The following is a 19,324-nucleotide window of genomic DNA, read 5'->3' on the forward strand; positions in this document are numbered from 1 at the left end:
GCGTTTTTGCTGCGCTGCAGGAATAATAAGCATTGCAGAAAACACGTATACGAGAGCGATTCTTTTTCTGCGAGAATCCGCATGTAGTTATAAATACACTTCCAAGGAGGAAAATCCATGCGAAAGCAAATCGCTCTCGCTGCCGCAATTGGCGCAGCGACACTGGCACTGAGCATTCCGGCTCAGGCCCAAGACTTTTCCAAGATTCGGTATCTCGCAGCGAACTGCGCCAACTGCCACGGCACGGATGGCCGCAGCGTGGGCGTTATGGAATCTCTTGCTGGCTATGACAAAGAGAAATTCGTGACCAACATGAAGGAATTCAGAAGCGGGGATAAGCCCGCCACCATCATGCACCAGCTCTCCAAGGGCTATTCCGATCAACAAATCGCTGACTTGGCCGCGTATTTCGCTGCTCAGCCTAAGAAGAAGTAATCAGGCCCAGGGATAAGGACAACAACATGACAATCGAATTTGAAAATCGCCGCAGTCTTTTAAAAGCAGGTGCTGCAGGCGTGGCAATCTCTGCAACGGCGGGCCTGGCAGGCTGTGCCACAACTGAAACCGCAAGTGCGCCTGTGAAGAAAATTGGCCGTGTCATCGTGATTGGTGGCGGTTACGGTGGCGCAACCGCAGCCAAATACATCAATGAGTGGTCGCGTGGCGCAATCGAGGTCTATCTGATCGAGCGTGAGCGCAACTTCATTTCTTGCCCCATTTCCAACTTGGTTCTGGGTGGCCATCAGTCGATGGAATTTATTACCCACTCCTATGCCAAGCTGCGTGAGCGTGGCATCATCGTGTTGAACGACGAAGTCACCGCAATTGATCCCGCCAAGAAAAAGATCTCGCTGAAAAAGATCGCCGATCTTGACTACGATCGTCTGATCGTTTCCCCTGGTATTGACTTTAATTTCCAGGCCATCAACGGTCTGGACGCAGAAGCCCAGAAAACCGTGCTGCACTCTTGGAAGGCTGGCCCACAGACCGTGGCGTTAAAAGCCCAGTTGGATGCTGTACCCAATGGCGGTGTGTATGTGATGTCGATTCCAAAGGCACCTTATCGTTGCCCCCCCGGCCCCTATGAGCGGGCCTGTCAGGTGGCCCACCTGTTTAAGAGCAAGGGCAACACCCGCAGCAAAGTGGTGATCATGGACGCCAACCCGGATATTCAATCCAAAAAAGGCTTGTTCATGAAGGCTTGGGCGGATCTGTACCCCGGCATGATCGAGTACAACCCGAACATGAACGTGACCGAGTTAGACCTGAAGGGCAAGCGTCTGTTGACCGAGACGGGCGATGCCATCAAGGGTGATGTGTTAAACGTGATTCCCCCACACCGTGCTGGTGACATTGCCCAGAAGACTGGCCTGATCACCGTGAACAACCTGTGGTGTGGTGTGGACTGGGTCACCATGGAATCTCTGGTCCATAAGAACATCCACGTGTTGGGCGATGCCACCTTCCCCGCTCCTGGCATGCCCAAGTCCGGCCACATGGCCAACCAACATGGCAAGGCCGCAGCCGCTGCCATTGTTGAACTGATGAATGGCCGCAGCCCGATTGCGCCCATGATGGCCAACACCTGCTACAGCTTCGTGGATGATAAGAACGTGGTCCACGTGGCCAGCGTCCATGCCTATGACCCCAACGACAAAACCATGAAGCCGGTGGCCGGTTCGGGTGGTGTCAGTAGCCGGTCTAGCGAAATGGAAGGCCGTTTCGCCCTGGGCTGGGCCCGCAATATCTGGGCGGATATGCTGACCTAAGGCATCTCTCGGGGGCCCCGTGGGCCGCTTAGGCGGCTCTCGACTGTGGCCTTCCGCAGCGCGCGGCGCCATAACTTCGGGCATGATTCGATTTTCGGGTCATGCCCGATTTTTTATGTCTATTTACTGAAACTCGACTATGAGCACGTCTTCATTAGCGCCAGCAGCCAATGCCCTCGAGGCCTTGAAACAGTTCACGACCGTGGTGGCCGACACCGGTAGTTTTGAATCCATACGGGCCTATCAGCCCCAAGACGCCACGACCAATCCGACACTGATTATCCGTGCCCTGGAGCTGCCGGCTTATGCCAGGATCGTGGATCAGGTCAAGGCCAGCACCAAAAGCACCAAGCTTGCCGATCGCACCCGTGGGGTGTTGGTTGCCTTCGGTACTGAGATTTTGAAAATTGTTCCTGGCCGTGTCTCGACGGAGGTGGATGCACGGCTATCGTTTGACACCGAAGCAACGATCGCCGAGGCTCAGAAAATCATTGCGGCCTACGCCGATCAGGGCATTGATAAGTCGCGGGTCTTGATCAAGATTGCGGCCACCTGGGAAGGCATTCGTGCCGTGCGTGAATTAGAAAAAGCCGGTATCGCCTGCAATGTCACGCTGATTTTTAGTCTGGTGCAGGCTGCTGCCGCAGCGGATGTGGGCGCTACCTTGATTTCCCCTTTTGTGGGCCGTATTAGTGATTGGTATAAAAAGGCGGGCACCACGTGGGATGCGCCGGCTGAAGATCCTGGCGTGCAGTCGGTTAAGAAAATTTATGCCTATCTGAAGCACCATCGGTTTCATACAGAAGTCATGGGCGCAAGCTTTAGAAACAAAGAACAGGTGCTGGCATTGGCGGGCTGTGACTTGCTTACGGTCAGCCCAGAATTGTTGGAGCAACTCAAGGCCATGGATCAAGAGGCCACCCTTGAGCGCGCACTGGATCCCGCTGCGCCTGCACAAGGCCAATCAACCGCAGCACTCAACACATCAGAGTCGCTTTTTCGTTTTGCACTGAATGAAGATGCAATGGCCGCAGAGAAACTCTCTGAAGGTATTCGGCTCTTTGTGGCCGACAGCCGGAAACTCGACGCAAAGCTGCTCGCATGCTGATCTATGCCCTGACCATTTTAGTTTCGAGTTTTCTGCTCTTTTTGGTCCAGCCGATTATTGCCAAGCAGATCATTCCCTGGTTTGGTGGGTCAGCAGCGGTGTGGACCACCTGTCTTACCTTTTTCCAACTGGTCTTGCTTGCAGGCTACGCTTATTCCGACTGGGTTCAGCGGCTGGCACCGAAAAAACAATCCACCTTACACATTGTGTTGTTGCTGGTGAGCCTTGCGGCCATGCCGATTTTGGCGGGTGAGCAGTGGAAGCCCTTGGGCGAAGAGGACCCCGTCTTTCGAATTTTGGGTTTACTTGCCGCCACCATTGGCCTGCCGTATTTCATGCTGTCTACCACGGGCCCACTGATTCAATCCTGGTTTGCCCGTGAGCAGACCAGTACTGCCGTGGCACAAAAAGCTTATCGGCTATTTGCGCTGTCGAACTTCGGTTCACTGATGGGCCTGCTGGCCTATCCGTTTGCGATCGAGACCTGGGTCACGACCAAAACCCAGGCCATGGTCTGGAGTGGTTTTTATGCAGTCTTCGTGGTGATCACCGTGGTCGTGGCGATTCGTGCCGGCCGCTCCACGCCAAGTCTGTATACGGTCAGCACGCTTGATCCAAATGCCTCGACCAGCACCAATGCGGCCGATCAGATTCATCCGCCGAAATTTGTTGATGTAGCGCTCTGGTTTTCTTTAGCAGCGCTGGCCACTATGATTTTGTTGGCGGTCTCAAACCACATCACCCAGAACATTGCCTCTATTCCTTTTCTCTGGGTCCTGCCTTTATCGCTGTACCTGTTGACCTTTGTCATTGCCTTTGAGGGCCGTCGTGGTCGGGGCTGGTATCTGCGCAACAACATGATGTTGCCGGCCATGGTGCTGGCCGCGGCGATGGCGTGGGGGTTGGTGACTGACGATGGCATTTTGAGTATTGATTACGCCATTCCGCTGTATCTGGCGGGCATGTTCTTGGTCTGTCTGTTTTGCCATGGCGAGTTGGCCCATGCCAAGCCGCATGCCCGGTATCTGACACGGTTTTATTTCATGATCGCCCTGGGCGGTGCGGTGGGTGGTTTGTTTGTCTCCACGATTGCGCCCCGTGTCTTTCCTTTTTACTGGGAGTTGCCTTTAGCGCTTCTTTTGGTCGGTGCGGCAGGGGCCTGGATTGGGCTCAAAGGATTGGTTGGTCCGCTAAAAGTAGTCTTTATTGGTGGCAGCCTGGTGAGCATGGCCGTCACGGGGCATTACGCGCGCCTGTATTACGCGGAAGCAGCAAGCGACAGCATTTATGCCTCGCGTAATTTCTACGGCACCCTGCGAATCAAGGAGCGCACACCGTTGGACACGGGGGAACCCATTCGTCGCCTGGTCCATGGTGTGATTCTTCATGGCCTGCAAGACATGAGCCCCGTGGGCCGGCAGATGCCCACCACGTATTACGGGCCTGACTCGGGTGTGGGCCTGGCCATCCATGAAATGGGCCGTCAGTCGCCGGCGGGTATTCGTGTTGGCGTGATTGGATTGGGTGTGGGAACGCTGGCCGCTTACGGTAGAAAAGGGGATCACTACCGGATGTATGAAATCAACCCCGAAGTCATCGAGGTGGCCAAACGCGAATTCACTTACATCTCAGATTCGCCTGCTGAAGTGAGCTTTGCCCTGGGGGATGCGCGATTGGTCTTAGAGCGCGAGGCTCCCAATCAGTTTGATGTTTTGGTCATTGATGCATTTTCAAGTGACTCTATTCCGATTCACTTGATCACCCGCGAGGCCCTGCAGGTCTATGGCAGACACATGAAGCCAGGCGGGGTGATTGCCTTTCACGTGACCAACCGTTATTTGAATCTGCCGCCAGTGGTGCGCCAGGTGGCCGAGCAGGCCGGCTATCAGGCCGTGTTGATTGCAGACGAAGCCGAGAGCGATACCCGTGGTCTATTGGCTTTATCCGACTGGGTCTTGGTCACCAAGAATGAAAAGTTCTTAAACGCCAAAGTGATTCAAGACCACCAGTATCCGTTTCAGACGATTTCGGGCCTGCAACTCTGGACGGACGATTTTAATAATCTCTTTAAAGTGCTGAAGTAAGCGCGCCTTGGCGTTTCGTTGATAACCCCCAGGTGTCGCTGCGTGGCTTAGCAGCGACGATCTGGGCAGGCGTTTTGAAATGTTGACGGCTTAGTTTTTGCCAGTGCTACCAAAGCCTCCGGTGCTGCGCTCGGTTTCAATCGAGAAGTCGTTCACAAAATGCAGGGCCACCTGGGCCACCGGCTGAAACATCAGCTGGGCAATACGATCGCCGGGCTGCACCACGTAGCTCTCGGTGCCATTGTTGGCCAGAATTACGCCGATCTCGCCGTGATAATCAGAATCGATCACGCCAACGCCCTGTGCCACACAAACGCCATGCTTCAGAGACAGGCCAGAGCGGGACGCCACAATGGCGACCAAGCCTGGGTCCATCATGTTGATGGCCAGACCGGTTTTAATCAGCTGTCGGCTGCCGGGTGCCAGCGTGATCGGTTCGGCAATGCAGGCCCGCAGGTCCATGGCCGCAGAACCATCGGTGGCGTAGCTGGGTGTCTCAATGGTGTTGCCAAGCAGGTCATTGACAATTTTGGCTTCGATCATTCTGCGCATAGAAAAACTCTCTAACCCGCGTTGGGCATTGGTTTAAGTGGAAGAGGGAAGTCGTTTTGAGATTTCAAAAATCAGCTCTGCCGCAAGCTGATCTTTGGTGCGGTCTGCCAATGGTGTTAAGCCATTGGCGTCGCAGAGCATGGCCTGATTACGGTCGGCGCCAAAGGTGGCTTCGCCGATATTGCCCACCAAAAGCGGCACTTGTTTGCGCGCACGTTTACTGGGCAGCAGATTTTTTAGATCGTTGTAGTCACCGCTTTCTGCGGCAAAGCCAACGCAAAAGGGCGGGTTGGGCAGCTGGGCCACATGGGCCAGGATGTCGGGGTTTTCAACCCACTCGATATCCGACAGATTGCCGCCCGTTTCTTTTTTAATTTTTCCGTTCAAGACTGATTTGGGCCGCCAATCCGCCACGGCCGCCACACCAATAAAGCAATCCGCTTGTTCTGTGTCGAGTGTCTGGCAGACAGCAGCCAACATCTCAACGGCAGTCGTGACATCTTTGCGCTGCACCTTGGCGGGTGTCTTTAGGCCAACAGGCCCTGCGATTAGGGTGACCCATGCGCCCGCCTGTGCTGCCGCCTGGGCCAATGCAAAGCCCATCTTGCCCGATGATCGGTTGGTGATGCCACGCACTGGATCAATCGGCTCAAAGGTGGGCCCAGCAGTAATCACCACATGCCGGCCTTGCAAGACACCACGGATGTTGGGCCCATCAAATGCGTGCGGTGGGGACGCCTCTTGTCCAAAACGCTCAATCATGGCGGCCAATAATTCTTGGGCTTCCAGCATGCGCCCATCGCCTGTCTCACCGCAGGCCTGTGCACCAGTGCCGGGGCCAAGCAGGGTTACGCCATCGGCACGCAGAAGATCGATATTGCGTTGGGTGGCGGGGTTTTGCCACATCTGCCGATTCATCGCCGGGGCAAGCAGCAGCGGTGTCTCGCGGGCCAGGCAGAGTGTGGTGAGCAGATCATTGGTCTGGCCGGTGGCCAGGCGCGATAGGAAGTCTGCACTTGCGGGTGCGACCAAAATGGCATCGGCCTCGCGCGATAAATCGATGTGCGGCATGCCATTGTCAGGGCCACTTTGTGGCGGTGACGACCAGGCATTGGTGTAGACCGGCCGGCCCGATAAGGCCTGAAAGGTGAGTGGGCTAACGAACTGTGTGCCGCCCTCGGTCATGACCACTTGGACGGTAGCCCCTTCATCTTGGAGTCGGCGCACCAGCTCACAGGTCTTATAGGCAGCAATGCCGCCCGTGACACCAATGACGAAATGGCGGTGGCGAAGTTTCATCTGGTCTGGTCCATGCGGGCCTATCCTCGCCGAACCCGTCGAATCTCGTCAAGAACGAAGAGTGCTGCACCCACCACGATAAAACTATCGGCAAAGTTAAAGGCAGGCCAATGCCAGCCCGAGACATGCAGATCAATGAAGTCAATCACCACGCCCCAGGTGAGCCGATCAATGGTGTTGCCAATGGCACCGGCAATAATCAGGGTTGCGGCAAAGGCAAACCAGGTCTGGGCCGCATGCCGAGACATGAGAAAGCCAAGATAAATCACGGCAGCAACGCCCAGTCCAATAAAGAACCAGCGTTGCCAGCCACCTGCGTCGGCCAGAAAACTAAATGCTGCACCACTGTTGTGGACCCGAACAATATTGAACCAAGACGTGACGGCGGTTTGCTGGCCGAGTTCGTACAGATTCACAATGGCGAGTTTCGAGAGCTGATCAAGCCCAACCAGCAAGACCGCCAGCATTAGCCAGCGGCTTGCGCTCATCTTTGCGCGGCCTCTAGGCGATGGCACGGGATTCACCTGTTCCAAAAAGATTGCTCACGCAGCGGCCACAGAGTTCAGGGTGGTTGGCATCGTGGCCAACATCGCTGCGCAAATGCCAGCACCGGGCACACTTGGGGGCGGTGAGTGGCGTGACTTGGATGCTGACCGCCTGGGGCTCGAGCCCTGCATCTGTGGACACGCTGGCCGCCGATGTGATCAGTACAAACTTCAGATCATCGCCAAGGCTTTGCAGCACGGCAGCGATCTCTTGGCCTGCTTCGATCTGCACGCCGGCCTGCAGTGACGAACCCACACGTCCTGCCTCACGTTCAACTTCAATGGCCCGCATGACGTCGGCCCGGACCTCGCGGATCTTGGTCCATTTGGCGGTGAGTTGGGCATTTTGTGATGCAGCGGGCATCTCATAAGCCGTCTGTTCAAACACCGTCTCTTTTGCGGCAGCACTATTGGGCAATGATGCGGCATGCAGAGACGACCAGGCCTCATCGGCCGTGAACGAGAGAAATGGCGAGAAGAGCCGAATCATGGATTGGGTGATATGCCACAGGGCGGTCTGGGCAGCACGGCGGGCAGGGGATGTTGCCGCACTGGTGTAGAGCCGATCTTTGAGCACATCCAGATAAAAGGCGCCCAGATCTTCCGAACAGAAATTTACCAGACGGGCGACTGCGGGATGAAAGGCATAGCGCTCATAGTCGGCCAATACTTCCTGTTGCAGATCAGCAGTCAGGGCCAGCATGTAACGATCAATTTCTAAGAGTTGATCATTGGGCAGCATGTGTTCGGCGGGCTGAAAATCACTCAGGTTGCCCAGTAAGAAACACAGTGTGTTACGCACGCGCCGATAAGACTCCACCACACGCTTTAAAATCGTGTCGGAAATCGACAGTTCACCTGAGTAATCGGTGCTGGCCACCCACAGGCGCAAGATGTCGGCGCCCATAGCGTCGGATACCTGCTGGGGCGCAATCACATTGCCCATCGATTTACTCATCTTGCGGCCCTGGCCATCCACGACAAAACCGTGGGTGAGCAATGCCTTATATGGCGGCACACCGTTCATCATGCAGCTGGTGAGCAGTGATGAGTGGAACCAGCCACGGTGTTGGTCGCCGCCTTCTAAATACAAATCCACAGGAAATGCAGACTGATTGGCATGTGAACCACGCAATACGGTTTCATGTGTGGTGCCTGAGTCAAACCAGACATCGAGTGTGTCGGGGTTTTTCACATAATCTTTGGCGTCATCACCGAGCAACTCATCTGCGGTGATCTTCTGCCAGGCCTCGATGCCTTCTTGCTCCACACGCTGAGCAATCTGCTCCAGCAGTTCTGGTGTTTTGGGGTGAAGCTCGCCGGTTTCTTTGTGAATGAAAAACGCCATGGGCACCCCCCACTGGCGCTGACGCGACAGGGTCCAGTCCGGGCGATTGGCGATCATGGCGTGGAGTCGGGCCTTGCCCCATGCGGGATAAAAGGCGGTCGCCTCGACACCGGCAAGTGCGAGTTCGCGCAGCGTTTTTCCGCCTGACTTGGGCGTGATGTCCATGCCGGCAAACCACTGGTTGGTGGCGCGAAAGATGATGGGTGATTTATGGCGCCAGCAATGCATATAGCTGTGGCCGTAGCGCTCGGAGTGCATCAGGCTTCCAACTTCGGCAAGCTTGGCCACAATTTTTGGATTGGCGTCCCAGATGGATAGGCCACCAAACAAGGGCAGGCTTGCGGCGTAGTGGCCATCGCCCATGACTGGGGTCAGGATGTCGCTGTCTTTCATGCCCGCTGCCTTGCATGACAAAAAGTCATCGACACCATAGGCCGGTGCGCAATGCACGATGCCGGTGCCTGACTCCAGGTTGACGTATTCCGCGGCCAAGGGTGCCGATGTTCTGGCAAAGCCGGCATCGGCATCAAAGAGTGGGTGTTGAAATGCAATGCCCACCAAGCTTGTGCCTGCACACTCTGCTGTAACAGTACCGGTTAGCCCCCAGGCTTTTAGGCAGGCCTCGACACGATCTTTGGCCAGTACCAACCACTGGAAGCCTTGATTCGGCGGAAATTTACGGGTGCCAGCTTCTTCGGTGACGCCAGTGATTCTCACCAGGGCGTAAGCGAATTCGGGGTGCACGTTGAGCGCCTGGTTGGCAGGCAGTGTCCAGGGGGTGGTGGTCCAGATCACCGTGGCCAATTTTCCCTCGAGTTTTGCCGCATCCACGCCAAAGGCCTTGGCAACTAATGCCCTGCTGGCTTCAGGTGCAGTAAAGGCAACATCAACGGCGGGATCTGTTTTGTCGGCGTATTCCACTTCGGCCTCTGCCAGTGCGGAGCCGCAATCAAAACACCAGTTCACGGGTTTTAATCCGCGATAGACAAAGCCTTTTTCAAGAATTTTTTTCAATGCCCGAATTTCATCGGCCTCGTTTTTGGGGGCCATGGTTTTGTAGGGCGCATCCCATTGGCCCAAGACCCCAAGGCGAATGAAATCTTTTTTCTGTTTCAGGATTTGTTCTTCGGCATAGGCGCGCGATTTCTTTTGCACTTCCTGCGTGGCTAAGCCCTTGCCAAATTGTTTTTCGATCTGAATCTCAATGGGCATGCCGTGGCAATCCCAGCCTGGCACGTAGCGGGCATCAAAGCCAGCCAGTGTCTTGGATTTCACGATCATGTCTTTCAAAATCTTATTCACCGCATGGCCAATGTGAATGTCGCCATTGGCATAGGGTGGCCCATCATGCAGAACAAAGAGTGGCCGGCCCGCCGTCTTGGCGCGAATCCTTTGATAAACCCCCTTGTCTTGCCACTGCTGGACCCAGCCGGGTTCGCGTTTGGCCAAATCGCCACGCATGGGGAAGCTGGTCTTTGGCAGATTGAGTGAGCTGTCCACGGCGGCGTTGCGGTCCGCAGCGGGTTTGTTGGAAGAGGGGCTTTGGTCAGTCGACATAGTGAGAGAAGTAGTCACGCGCCTGTCGGGCGTCGAGTTGGATTTGTTGGGTCATCGCGTGGATATCGGTGTAGCGAATTTCATCACGAAGTTTTTTGTGAAAAGTGACTTGCACGATCTTGCCGTAGGCATCGCCAGACCAATCAAAAAGATGGGCTTCCAGTAACAGTCTGCCTTGTTGCTCAACGGTGGGCCGATGGCCAAGGCTGGCCACGCCAGGGATCGGTTCTTCGGCCAGGCCCGACACACTCACCACGAATACGCCCGAAGTCACCAAGTTGTGATGAACCGGCACATTCAGCGTGGGAAAGCCAAGATTGCGGCCGAGTGCTCTGCCGTGAATCACGTGGCCAGATAAGCTGTAGGGGCGCCCCATTAATTGTTCCGCCTGCTGCAGGTCTCCTTTGGCAAGGCAGTCACGTAACAGTGAGCTGGATGCCCGCGACCCACCAACCGAGATGGTGGGCACACGGTGCACTGTCCAGCCATAACGCGCTTCAACGGATTTCAACAGTTCAAAGTTGCCCTGGCGTTTGGCACCAAAACAAAAGTCATCACCGATCACGATTACCTTGGCATTGACACCTTGGTGCAAAAACTTTTCCATAAAGTCGTTGGCACTCATGTCGGCCAGGGATCGGCGAAACCGCAGAATCCAGAGTTCGTTCACGCCAAGATCGGACAGCGCGTTGGCCTTGCCCCGCAGGCCCTGAATTTTTTTTGGTGCCTGGGCAGGAGCGAAAAATGCCTTGGGGTGGGGCTCAAACGTCACAACGGCGCTGGTGAGTTGCTGTTCGCGCGCCAGGCCCAGCGTCTGATTGATGAGTGCCTGATGGCCCATGTGAACACCGTCGAAATTTCCAATGGTGATCGCACGGCCCGAGCGGGACGCTTTCTGTGGCGAAATTCCTTGGAAAATCAGCATGTTGTCGGTGTTTTGGGGGCCGTGACGACAAACCTTGGATTATAGGGTGCCGGTAGAATGGCAAGCCTATGAAACGCCTCGTGATTCTGATTTCCGGACGTGGGTCCAACCTTGGGGCGATTCTCTCGGCCTGGCGCGCTGGCGGCTGGCCGATCGAGATCGCGGCAGTGATTTCCAATCGCCCTGATGCCGAGGGCCTGAAGCTTGCTGTGGCCCACAACATTACAACCCGTGTGGTGGATCACCAGGCGTTTGGCTCTCGCGAATCGTTTGATCAGGCGCTGGCCGCTGAGATCCAGGGGTTTCAGCCAGATCTTGTGGTTCTGGCGGGCTTTATGCGCATCTTGTCCCGGGAGTTCTGCGAGTCCTTTGCGGGCCGGCTCTTAAACATTCACCCATCACTGCTACCCGCCTTTCGGGGCATGCGGACCCACGAGCAGGCCTTGGCGGCTGGGGTGAAAGTGCATGGCTGCACGGTCCATGCGGTGACGCCCGATTTAGATCATGGGCCGATTCTGGCGCAGGCAGTCGTGCCGGTATTGGCCGGTGATGGCGCCAATACCCTCGCCACTCGCGTCTTAGAGATGGAACACATTCTGTATCCGATGGCGATTGCGGCCGTCTTATCGGGCCGTTGCCAGCTGCGGGCAAATCAATGGACAGACCTTGGCCGTGGAAATTTTTCTCATGAGTTTGCCCCATGTATCGTCCACCCAAGTCTGTAAAACGCGGCCCTATTCGGCCCTCGGCCGGTAAGCCCGCCGCCAATCAGCCCACTCGATTTGCCCAGCTGGAGCAGCTTGTCGCCGCTGTCTTGCAGCTTGATGCGCCCGCTGATCTGGTGATGTCGCGGTTTTTTAAAGAGCATCCAAAGCTTGGCTCGCGTGATAGGAATTTTTTTGCGGAATCGGCCTGGGCCGTGCTGCGCAATCGGTCCTGGTACAACCATCTGGCAAGCTCCGGCTCGGGTAGCCTGAATCGGCGCTACACGCTGCTGGCGGTTCTGGATCAGTTTGGCCTGCAGGCCTTAGAGCGTGAGCTCAATGAGCAAGAGCGCCAATGGCTGGACCATGTGGCCTTGGTGCGCTCTGCACAGATTGACCCAGTTGTAAAAGAGAGCATCCCGGATTGGCTCTTTCAGGAATGGGTGGACCAGATTGGGCAGGCCGAGGCGCTGGAATGTGCCAGGGCGATGAATCAGCCCGCACCCTTAGATCTGCGGGTCAATACCTTGTTGGCCAAGCCGGATGACGTCATCACCGATCTGAAAACACTGGGCATTGAAGGCGAGCCCATTGCCCTGATTCCAGAGGCGATTCGTCTTCAAGGCAAACCCTCTTTGCAGCGCGGTCAGGCGTTTCAAAAGGGGTGGATCGAGGTGCAGGACCTGGGCAGCCAGCTTTTGGCCAAACTTGTCGCCCCCAAAAGAGGGCAGTTCATTGTGGATTTCTGCGCCGGAGCGGGGGGTAAAACCCTGGCCATTGGTGCGGCTATGAAAAATACCGGCCGTCTTTATGCGCTGGATGTTTCGGCAACACGTCTTGCCCGGTTTAAACCGCGCCTGGTGCGAAGCGGTTTGTCGAACGTCTGGCCGTCGGCCATCAGCGGCCCCACCGATGATCGCGTGAAGCGCTTATTCGGCAAGGCCGATGCGGTCTTGGTGGATGCACCTTGCAGCGGTCTGGGCACGCTTCGGCGAAACCCCGATCTCAAATGGCGAATGTCTGCCCAGCGGGTCCATGGGTTGCTGGAGCAGCAGGCAGAAATACTCGCTGCCGCCGCCAAGCTGGTCAAACCCGAGGGCAGGCTCGTCTATGCCACCTGCAGTCCAATTGCCCGAGAAAACCAAGGGATTGTGGATGCCTTTTTAGCGGAACATCCCGAGTTTCGGCGAGTCTCATGTCAGGAAGTCTTCGCAGCCCAGCGGGTTGAACTGCCAGGCGACTGGCGGGTTTTTACTGGTCTTGGCGACTTAATGCTTTGGCCCCACCGAACCGGAACCGATGGCTTTTATGCCGCCTGTCTTGTCCGGGACATGACCGGAAAGGGCTAGCCCTGGCCCCCTTCGGGTGGGATAATCACCGGGTTTACCTTAATTAGATGCCCGAGAAACGGGCTAGGGAGTTGAATTTGGAAATTCTGTCGTCATTGTCCGCATCAGTTTGGGATTTTGTTCGTTATGGACTGACAGGCTGGGGCTGGCTAGGCATCCTTGCTTTTACCCTGGTGACTACCCACCTCACCATCATTGGGGTGACCTTGTATCTGCACCGCTGCCAGGCCCACCGGGCCCTGGAGCTTCACCCACTCGTGTCCCACCCCCTGCGGTTTTGGCTCTGGCTGGCCACCGGCATGGTGACCAAGCAGTGGGCGGCGATCCACCGCAAGCACCACGCCAAGTGCGAAACCGAAGAAGACCCCCACAGCCCGCAGACCCGTGGCATTGATAAGGTCTTGTGGCAGGGTGCTGAGCTCTATCGCGAAGCCGCCAAGGACAAAGAACTGGTGGAGCGCTACGGCCACGGCACACCAGATGACTGGATTGAGCGCAATGTCTACGCCAAGCACAGTGTCTTGGGCGTATCGATTTTATTGATCGTAGATGTATTGCTTTTTGGCGTGGTGGGCGCTGCGGTCTGGGCCGTGCAGATGGCATGGATCCCATTTCTTGCCGCTGGCGTGATCAACGGCATTGGCCACTTCTGGGGCTATCGCAACTTTAAAAGCCCGGACACCAGCACCAATGTCTCACCGATCGGCATTTTGATTGGTGGTGAGGAGCTGCATAACAACCACCATACCTTTGCCACATCCGCCAAGTTCTCGGTCAAGTGGTACGAGTTCGACATTGGCTGGTTGTATATCCGCATCTTGTCGCTGTTTGGTCTGGCCAAACCACGGGTGCCGGCTGCACTCACCGAGATGGTGATTGATCCATCGCGCAACCAGATCGACGCCGACACGATCGAGGCCGTGCTCAATCACAAATATCAGTTGATGGCGTCGTTGACCCAGGCCTTCAAAAAAGATGTTCGCCAATCTAAGGTCCAGCCGGCTTACGCGGAAAAGTGGAACGAACTATGCAAAGAGTTTGACGCCATGTGGAGTCGTCGTCACACATCGGTGGAGCATGCCGTGCACGGGCTGCAGTCTTGGTGTGCCAAGGCCGAAGCATCAGGCATTGCGGCAGCAGCGGAATTCTCGCGTCGTCTTCGTATGGTGAGCCCCCGCCGCGCCTAAATTAGACCGGTGGATGATGGGGTGCTTGTCAGCCCACAAAGAAAAACGCCCTGAAGTTCTCAGGGCGTTTTTTTCGTCGATTGTTTTCGCGGGGGGCGGGCCGGCTCGTCGGGCTCGCGGGAGGCCACCACCGTTTTCTTTCCCATATGATCGACCATCACGGTCTGAGTACGGGGGGCCCGAATTAACAGGCGTTGCCCAGCTTTGACTTCGCCTTCAAACTGCCCATTTAACTTACGGATGTTCGACGTGGTAACGCCGTAGCGTTTGGCGATTCGGGCAAGCGTGTCTTTCGATGTGACCTTGTGATACACCGCACTGATGTGCTCTTTTTCAATCACTTTCGAGCCGGTAAAGCTGGCCAGTGTGGTTTCGATGTGGGGCTCATCAATCGTGGTGTTAACTGGCGCAAGAATGGTGGTGCCGGGCAATGGCTGCGCGTTGCGTTTTAAGCTATTGGCGCGGATTAACTCTTGTGGGGTCGTGCCGCTGCGCTTGGCCACCGTGGCCAGTGTTTCTTTCGCTTTCAGCGTGTAGGGCTTCCATGTGACCAGGGGCAGGCCAGCGGCCTGGTGGGCCTGCAGGCGCTTTTGAAAACGCTCGGCACGGTCCACCGGCAAAATGATGCGATCGGTATGGCTAACGCTAATCACCGGCCGGTGGTGGGCTGGGTTTAACTCAATAAACTCTTCCACCGTCATGTCCGAAAACTTGGCGGCGAGCGCCAAATCAATCGACTCCTCTTTCTCAATCACGGCAAAAAATGGCTTGTTCGGGATGGCAGGAAGCGTCACACCATATTGACTCGGATTGGCCAGAATGTTGCGCAAGGCAATCAGCTTGGGCACATAGTTCGCCGTTTCCTTGGGCATCTTCAGGCTTTGGTAGTCAGTGGGCTTGTTGCGTTTTTTATTGGCCTTTCTGGCCCGCATGACCGCACCTTCACCCCAGTTGTAACTGGCGAGCGCTAAAAACCAGTCGTTGCCTTGAAGTTCATAGAGTTTTTGCAGATAGTCCAGCGCTGCGCGGGTGGACTCGATCACATCTCGACGTTGATCCGTCCACCAATTCTGGTTTAAGTCGTAGATGCGGCCGGTTGACGGAATGAATTGCCACAGGCCTGCTGCCTTTGCAGTGGATAAGGCCTGCGGATTAAAGGCGCTTTCCACGATGGGCAGAAGCGCCAATTCCATGGGCATTTTCCGCGATTCCAGCTCTTCAACAATGTGAAACAGATACTTGCCACCGCGATCGAGCACGCGATTGAGATATTCCGGGTTACTGACAATCCAGCGCTCGTGCTGCGTGACAAGCTTGGAATCTAATTCGGGCATGGCAAAGCCGGCCTGAATGCGTTCGACCAGGTTGGTAAACCGTGGGGTTTGCAAAATGGGTGCAGTGTTTGCACTTGGTTTTGGCGTGGTGCTGGGCAGGGAAGCTGCTGCACGTGGCGAGCCACTTGGCTTGATGGTGTCGGCCCGCGGTGCCGCTGGCGTTAGCGCTGGTGCTGGTGCAGCCTTGGGGCTGCTGCTCGCTACAGCATCTGCATTTGGAGCGATCGGGGTGCTCGGTAGATCTGGTCGCGCACTGCGATCGGGTGGGGCGACCACACAGCCGGTCAGTGCCAGTGTGGCCAAGAGAATTAGAAAATTTCGCATTGCCCCGAATTATCCGCGAAAGCTGTCTTTTTGTTTTCGCATTGTGGCAAAGGCGTCTGCATCTTTGCATCGCAAAAACGGATTGGTCTGTAGCTCCAATCCAATCGTTGACGGTACGGTGGGCTCTTGCCGCTGACGTTGAAGCTGCACGCGCTGTAATCGTTGCTGAATGGGGCTGTCGCTCGGAAAAAAATGTGCTGCGAATTTCAGATTGCCCAGCGTGTATTCATGGGCACAAAACACCAGCGTTTCTTCGGGCAGTGCAGCAAGTTTTTGCAAGGACGACCACATCTGTAACGCAGTGCCCTCAAAGAGCCGGCCACAACCGGCGGCAAACAAGGTGTCGCCACTAAAGAGTATTGGGCCGGACGGGCTTATTTCGTTGAAGTAAGCCACGTGGCCTGCGGTGTGCCCGGGGACATCCATCACCCGAAAGCTGATCCCTGTTTGGGGGAGATGGACCTGATCATTTTCTTTGACGCGATGGGTGATGCTGGGGATGGGCTCATCGCTTGGCCCAATCACTTGCACAGGCGCACTTGGGTCCGTGGCAAAGGCGTACTCGGACAGGCCCTCAACGCCGCCACAGTGATCGGCATGGTGGTGGGTGATCAAAATCGCCTCAAGCTGCAGGCCATTGGCCTGAAGGTGGGCAATCACCGGGCCCGCATCGCCTGGGTCGACCACGGTAGCGCTGGCCGTAGTCGGATTTTGGATGATCCAGATATAGTTATCCTGAAATGCCGGAACCGCAGAAATCACTCGCCAATCCTTTCCTTCACTGGGATGCCTGGAGTCAGACTCCGCTGGGCAAAAAATTGCTTGCCGAAGAGCAAGCCTGGTTAGATGCGACCCTGCAAGATGTGTTTGGCTATCACGCCGCCCAGATTAGCCCTGAGCCACTTGATGCGCTCAGAACGAATCGTATGTCATGCCGGGCAAAAATGGTCTGGCCCAAGGCTGGCGCAGCGCACCAAGTCGAATCACCAGTGCCGTGTGAACCAGAGCTTAGTCAGCAGTGCTGCTTTGTTGGTTCCACCCATGATCTTCCGTTTGCCACCGAGAGCCTGGATCTTTTGGTGCTGGCCCATACGCTCGAGGTTACCCAAGACCCGCATCATCTGCTGCGAGAAGCCCATCGGGTGCTGATTCCCGAGGGCAAGCTGGTCATCACGGGGTTTAATCCCTGGAGTCTCTGGCGGCTTCGAAAATCATGCCGATCCGTGAACCTGTTTCCGCCAGCGGGCCATCAATGGTTTTCGTTGCCGCGATTAAAAGATTGGCTCAGCCTTCTTAACTTTGATTTGGGTGCGGGTGGCGCGAGTGCTTATGGGGCCTATGTTCCGCCGCTCGATTCTGACAAGTGGCTTGATCGGATGCGTTGGATGGACCCAGCGGGCCGGCGATGGTGGCCAATGGCAGGTGGCACCTACTTTCTGATGTCGGTCAAACGCGTCCATCACATTCGTCTCATTGGGCCGAACTGGCGAGACCGAAAGGCACTTGCGGGAAGACGGGCAGCTGCTGCACCGTCGGTCCGAATTTCTCAGCAAAGGGGGGCTGATGTCTAAGCCAGCGCAAATCAACGACAAGACCGTGGTGATTCACACCGATGGCGCATGTAAGGGTAATCCCGGCCCTGGTGGCTGGGGGGCCTTGCTCGAATACGGTGGCGTTGTGAAAGAGCTGTTCGGCGGTGAGTCGGACACCACCAATAATCGGATGGAGTTGACTGCCGTGATTGAGGCCCTGCGGGCCCTAAAGCGCGACTGTGATGTGCGCGTGGTGACCGACTCCCAATATGTCCAAAAGGGCGTGGAGTCCTGGATGGACAATTGGAAGCGAAAGAATTGGAAAACCTCAGCGGGCAAGCCCGTGGCCAACCGAGATCTCTGGGAAGCCTTGGACCGGGAACTCCAGAGCCACCGGGTGGCCTGGGAGTGGGTCAAGGGCCACGACGGCCATTCGGGCAATGAGCGGGCCGACGAGCTGGCCAATCGGGGCGTTGAATCGATTACGCTATCGACCTCTCACCTGCAAAAATAACAATGAATCTCTCTTCTTTCTCAACACCCCGAGTCCTTCTGTTTGTGGTGGTCGCAGGGGGGCTGGTTGCAGCGAGTTATTTTGGCCTTCAGCTTAATTCAAAGAACCCAGCGCCCAAGGCCGCATCTGGCCCGGTCGTGGTCGAGACAGCCCAGGCCAAAGCCATTGATTTGCAAGATGCAATTACGGCAATCGGCACGCTACGTGCAGCCGAGTCGGTCGTGATCAAATCCGAGGTGTCGGGCCGAATCGAAAAGATTTCATTTGTCGATGGCTCCCGTGTGAAAAAAGGCGATCTCCTGATTGCATTCGACGCAGCGGTGCAGCGGGCCCAGGTGGATCAGGCCCGGGCCGAGCGCGATCTGGCCATTGCCAAGCTCAAGCGTACCCAGGAGCTCTTTGATAAGAAGTTTTTGTCTGCCGCTGCCTTGGATGATGCCAAGGCCACTGAGCAAATCGTGCAGGCTCGCCTGGCCCTGGCCCAGGCCAATTTTGAAAAGATGTCTCTGCGTGCCCCCTTCGATGGCGTGATCGGTATTCGTCAGGTCAGCGTGGGCGATTACATCAAAGAGGGTGTCGATCTCGTCAATGTGGAAGATGTCAGCTCGATGAAGGCTGATTTTCGGGTGCCAGAGCAGGTCTCGGGCCGGCTGCGTGTTGGCCAGTCTGTGAATCTCGAATCCGATGCGTATCCCGGCCAGCGTTTTCCCGCCAAAGTCACCGCCATTGATCCATCGGTCGATGCGGCCGGCCGTTCTGTGCTGATGCGGGCCGTGTTGAAAGATGCATCTCAGCGGCTCAAACCTGGCATGTTTGTTCGTGTGCGTTTGGTGCTAGAGACCCGACCGAATGCAATCGTGATTCCAGAAGAGTCGATCGTTACCCTGCAGGGCCGACTGATGATCTTCAAAGTAATTGATGGCATGGCGGTGTCGTCGTCAGTCAAGACAGGCCTGCGGACTGCTGTCGATGGCAAGGCTGTGGTGGAAGTGCTGGAGGGTCTGAGCGCGGGTGAGACCGTGGTGACCGCAGGCCAAATCAAAATTCGGGGCAACAACGTGCCGGTCAAGCAGGCCGAGGTGATCGGCAACGATGCCGCTATGAAGGGGCCCAACGCGACCAAAGATACCCCGACACCCGCGAAGACGGGCGAGGCTGCCAAGTCGGCTGAGCCTGCCAAGTCCTCGAAGTAA

Annotated in this window: 17 protein-coding genes; 10 read left to right on the forward strand and 7 right to left on the reverse strand. The window is 56.2% G+C overall.

Annotated features, from left to right (window positions below; all coding sequences use genetic code 11):
- Positions 1-117: 117 nt before the first annotated feature.
- From AOB54_03660 to AOB54_03675, 4 genes are all read left to right on the forward strand, one after another.
- Positions 118-435 carry a c-type cytochrome gene (locus tag AOB54_03660; GenBank protein ID WVN42484.1) on the forward strand — a complete coding sequence of 106 codons (318 nt, stop codon included), beginning with the start codon at positions 118-120 and terminating at the stop codon, positions 433-435.
- Positions 436-461: 26 nt separating this feature from the next.
- Complete coding sequence (locus AOB54_03665; protein WVN42485.1) at positions 462-1,769, forward strand: FCSD flavin-binding domain-containing protein; 1,308 nt, start codon at positions 462-464, stop codon at positions 1,767-1,769.
- Positions 1,770-1,908: 139 nt separating this feature from the next.
- Positions 1,909-2,877, forward strand: coding sequence for a transaldolase (tal, locus tag AOB54_03670; protein ID WVN42486.1), 969 nt, complete (start codon positions 1,909-1,911; stop codon positions 2,875-2,877).
- Positions 2,871-4,961, forward strand: a complete 2,091-nt coding sequence (locus AOB54_03675) for a fused MFS/spermidine synthase (GenBank protein ID WVN42487.1) — start codon at positions 2,871-2,873, stop codon at positions 4,959-4,961. Before tal ends, AOB54_03675 begins: the two co-directional genes overlap by 7 nt.
- A 90-nt stretch (positions 4,962-5,051) precedes the next feature.
- Here AOB54_03675 and dut read toward each other — a convergent pair whose 3' ends face one another.
- The 5 genes from dut to AOB54_03700 form a co-directional block, all read right to left on the reverse strand.
- Positions 5,052-5,513 (reverse strand): dUTP diphosphatase, encoded by a 462-nt coding sequence (gene dut, locus AOB54_03680; GenBank protein WVN42488.1) that lies wholly within the window; start codon positions 5,511-5,513, stop codon positions 5,052-5,054.
- A gap of 33 nt (positions 5,514-5,546) precedes the next feature.
- A complete protein-coding gene (coaBC, locus tag AOB54_03685) occupies positions 5,547-6,812 on the reverse strand; it encodes a bifunctional phosphopantothenoylcysteine decarboxylase/phosphopantothenate--cysteine ligase CoaBC (GenBank protein ID WVN42489.1) in 1,266 nt (421 codons plus the stop codon).
- A 20-nt stretch (positions 6,813-6,832) separates the two neighbouring features.
- Positions 6,833-7,300 (reverse strand): signal peptidase II, encoded by a 468-nt coding sequence (gene lspA / locus AOB54_03690; GenBank protein WVN42490.1) that lies wholly within the window; start codon positions 7,298-7,300, stop codon positions 6,833-6,835.
- Between the two features lie 13 nt (positions 7,301-7,313).
- A complete protein-coding gene (ileS, locus tag AOB54_03695) occupies positions 7,314-10,166 on the reverse strand; it encodes an isoleucine--tRNA ligase (GenBank protein WVN42755.1) in 2,853 nt (950 codons plus the stop codon).
- Between the two features lie 85 nt (positions 10,167-10,251).
- Positions 10,252-11,187, reverse strand: a complete 936-nt coding sequence (locus AOB54_03700) for a bifunctional riboflavin kinase/FAD synthetase (GenBank protein ID WVN42491.1) — start codon at positions 11,185-11,187, stop codon at positions 10,252-10,254.
- A 68-nt stretch (positions 11,188-11,255) separates the two neighbouring features.
- Here AOB54_03700 and purN point away from each other — a divergent pair, with 68 nt between their 5' ends.
- From purN to AOB54_03715, 3 genes are all read left to right on the forward strand, one after another.
- Positions 11,256-11,912, forward strand: a complete 657-nt coding sequence (purN, locus tag AOB54_03705) for a phosphoribosylglycinamide formyltransferase (protein ID WVN42492.1) — start codon at positions 11,256-11,258, stop codon at positions 11,910-11,912.
- On the forward strand, positions 11,888-13,240 hold the full coding sequence (locus AOB54_03710) for an RsmB/NOP family class I SAM-dependent RNA methyltransferase (protein WVN42493.1): 1,353 nt from the start codon (positions 11,888-11,890) through the stop codon (positions 13,238-13,240). Before purN ends, AOB54_03710 begins: the two co-directional genes overlap by 25 nt.
- A gap of 95 nt (positions 13,241-13,335) precedes the next feature.
- Positions 13,336-14,427 carry a fatty acid desaturase gene (locus AOB54_03715; GenBank protein ID WVN42494.1) on the forward strand — a complete coding sequence of 364 codons (1,092 nt, stop codon included), beginning with the start codon at positions 13,336-13,338 and terminating at the stop codon, positions 14,425-14,427.
- A gap of 59 nt (positions 14,428-14,486) precedes the next feature.
- On the opposite strand, the gene AOB54_03720 is transcribed toward AOB54_03715, so the two are convergent.
- Both AOB54_03720 and gloB read right to left on the reverse strand, forming a co-directional pair.
- Complete coding sequence (locus AOB54_03720) at positions 14,487-16,085, reverse strand: transglycosylase SLT domain-containing protein (protein ID WVN42495.1); 1,599 nt, start codon at positions 16,083-16,085, stop codon at positions 14,487-14,489.
- A gap of 9 nt (positions 16,086-16,094) precedes the next feature.
- On the reverse strand, positions 16,095-16,847 hold the full coding sequence (gloB, locus tag AOB54_03725; protein ID WVN42496.1) for a hydroxyacylglutathione hydrolase: 753 nt from the start codon (positions 16,845-16,847) through the stop codon (positions 16,095-16,097).
- On the opposite strand from gloB, the gene AOB54_03730 reads away from it, so the two are divergent.
- From AOB54_03730 to AOB54_03740, 3 genes are read left to right on the forward strand one after another with little or no spacing between them, the layout of a single operon-like run.
- On the forward strand, positions 16,826-17,656 hold the full coding sequence (locus AOB54_03730; GenBank protein ID WVN42497.1) for a class I SAM-dependent methyltransferase: 831 nt from the start codon (positions 16,826-16,828) through the stop codon (positions 17,654-17,656). The genes gloB and AOB54_03730 overlap by 22 nt on opposite strands.
- A complete protein-coding gene (gene rnhA / locus AOB54_03735; protein ID WVN42498.1) occupies positions 17,649-18,131 on the forward strand; it encodes a ribonuclease HI in 483 nt (160 codons plus the stop codon). Before AOB54_03730 ends, rnhA begins: the two co-directional genes overlap by 8 nt.
- A gap of 2 nt (positions 18,132-18,133) precedes the next feature.
- The gene (locus tag AOB54_03740) at positions 18,134-19,324 is read left to right on the forward strand and encodes an efflux RND transporter periplasmic adaptor subunit (GenBank protein WVN42499.1); all 1,191 of its coding nucleotides are present in this window, start codon (positions 18,134-18,136) and stop codon (positions 19,322-19,324) included.

This window comes from beta proteobacterium MWH-UniP1 (assembly GCA_036362785.1).
In the GTDB taxonomy this organism is placed as follows: Bacteria; Pseudomonadota; Gammaproteobacteria; order Burkholderiales; family Burkholderiaceae_A; genus Lacustribacter.

Bases quoted from the DNA above. Each gene is read 5' to 3' on its own strand.
- rnhA (WVN42498.1), top strand. From the start codon at position 17,649: ATGTCTAAGCCAGCGCAAATCAACGACAAGACCGTGGTGATTCACACC.
- AOB54_03740 (WVN42499.1), top strand. From the start codon at position 18,134: ATGAATCTCTCTTCTTTCTCAACACCCCGAGTCCTTCTGTTTGTGGTG.
- AOB54_03730 (WVN42497.1), top strand. From the start codon at position 16,826: ATGCCGGAACCGCAGAAATCACTCGCCAATCCTTTCCTTCACTGGGAT.
- lspA (WVN42490.1), bottom strand. From the start codon at position 7,300: ATGAGCGCAAGCCGCTGGCTAATGCTGGCGGTCTTGCTGGTTGGGCTT.
- purN (WVN42492.1), top strand. From the start codon at position 11,256: ATGAAACGCCTCGTGATTCTGATTTCCGGACGTGGGTCCAACCTTGGG.
- AOB54_03700 (WVN42491.1), bottom strand. From the start codon at position 11,187: ATGCTGATTTTCCAAGGAATTTCGCCACAGAAAGCGTCCCGCTCGGGC.
- tal (WVN42486.1), top strand. From the start codon at position 1,909: ATGAGCACGTCTTCATTAGCGCCAGCAGCCAATGCCCTCGAGGCCTTG.
- dut (WVN42488.1), bottom strand. From the start codon at position 5,513: ATGCGCAGAATGATCGAAGCCAAAATTGTCAATGACCTGCTTGGCAAC.
- AOB54_03720 (WVN42495.1), bottom strand. From the start codon at position 16,085: ATGCGAAATTTTCTAATTCTCTTGGCCACACTGGCACTGACCGGCTGT.
- coaBC (WVN42489.1), bottom strand. From the start codon at position 6,812: ATGAAACTTCGCCACCGCCATTTCGTCATTGGTGTCACGGGCGGCATT.
- AOB54_03710 (WVN42493.1), top strand. From the start codon at position 11,888: ATGTATCGTCCACCCAAGTCTGTAAAACGCGGCCCTATTCGGCCCTCG.
- AOB54_03675 (WVN42487.1), top strand. From the start codon at position 2,871: ATGCTGATCTATGCCCTGACCATTTTAGTTTCGAGTTTTCTGCTCTTT.
- AOB54_03665 (WVN42485.1), top strand. From the start codon at position 462: ATGACAATCGAATTTGAAAATCGCCGCAGTCTTTTAAAAGCAGGTGCT.
- ileS (WVN42755.1), bottom strand. From the start codon at position 10,166: ATGCGTGGCGATTTGGCCAAACGCGAACCCGGCTGGGTCCAGCAGTGG.
- AOB54_03660 (WVN42484.1), top strand. From the start codon at position 118: ATGCGAAAGCAAATCGCTCTCGCTGCCGCAATTGGCGCAGCGACACTG.